A 1,252-nucleotide genomic window follows, 5' to 3' on the forward strand; every position below is an offset into this window, starting at 1 on the left:
CCCGAATCGCTGATCACCCGATCAACCGCGTGGACCAACTCATGCCGTGGGTCGTAGCGGATCAGCTCCACAACGCCAACTGAACATCACGACACCGCCGTCAAGACGGTGCCCGCGACACGCTTACGGAAGCTGGGAGAGCGTCGCGTTCGCAATGCGAAGGTCGGGAGTTCGATCCTCCTCCGCTCCACCAATAGAATCAAGGGCTTAGCCGATGGCTAGGCCCTTTTTCTTTGGTAGATTCGATTTATTGCGCCAATTTTGCGCCACTTGGGCTGTCGAAGCCTTGGACGCAACACTTAAGGAGCAGTGAATGGCATCTATCACCCGTCGAGGCGATCTCCAGTGGCAGTCCCGCGTTCGCCGCAAGGGTTACCCGGTACAGATCAAGACGTTCAACACGCGAGCTGAAGCAGAGGCTTGGGCTCGACTGATCGAGTCGGAGATCGATCGCGGCGTCTTCGTCAGCCGGGCCGAAGCGGAATCGACCACGCTCGCGGAAGCGCTCGATCGATACGATCGCGAAATCGCCGCCTCCAAGAAGGGCTACGTACAGGAGGCGTCTCTGCTGCGCATGTGGAAGAGCACGGTCATCGCGTCCAGACCAATGGCTTCGGTGCGAAGCGCGGACATTGCCAAACTGAGGGACGATTGGTTGAAACAGACCAATCCTCCACTGAAGCCAGCCAGCGTGGTGCGGCGTCTCGCTGTCCTCTCCCATGTCTTCAGCTTCGCCCGGAAGGAATGGGGCATGGAAAGTCTGCTCAATCCCCTCGAGCTGGTGCGCAAGCCACCCCCCAACAATGCACGCACCCGCCGGATCGCTGTTGCCGAATCCGACACGGAGTCTGCTCGTCAAACGGAAGCCGGGGAGTTGGAGCGTGTCGTGGCGGCAAGTGGTTCGGACTTGCTGCCTGCCATTATTTGGCTCGCCGTCGAAACGGCGATGCGACGCGGGGAAATCGTCGATCTCCAGTGGGTGCCGCGCGTCAAACAAGATGAGAGCAGCGCGTCAAATCAGGATGAGAGTACTGGCGTGGCGGCAGCGGTGAAGGGCGTAGCCCGGAACCGCTGCCGCCACGCCGCGCCGAGCAGTCCCCCGTCATCGGGGTGCCTTGTCGGTGGTTGGAGTTGACCCGGTTTCGTGGACACCTATCCTTTGGAACAGGAGGTGCCTGCCATGGGAAAGCACCACAACCCCTACGCGCCGGAATTTCGGGCGCAGATGGTCGAGTTGGTCAAAGCCGGCCGC

General features: G+C 60.8%; 1 tRNA gene and 1 pseudogene. Both read left to right on the forward strand.

From position 1 onward, the window contains the following. Window positions 1-127: 127 nt before the first annotated feature. Window positions 128-193, forward strand: a tRNA-Ala gene (locus GWC77_RS27835). 120 nt (window positions 194-313) lie between these two features. Beyond that, window positions 314-979, forward strand: a pseudogene (locus tag GWC77_RS27840) (site-specific integrase); the annotation flags it as partial. Between the last annotated feature and the right edge of the window lie 273 nt (window positions 980-1,252).

This window comes from Paraburkholderia sp. NMBU_R16, from assembly GCF_013282575.1.
Taxonomy (GTDB): domain Bacteria; phylum Pseudomonadota; class Gammaproteobacteria; order Burkholderiales; family Burkholderiaceae; genus Trinickia.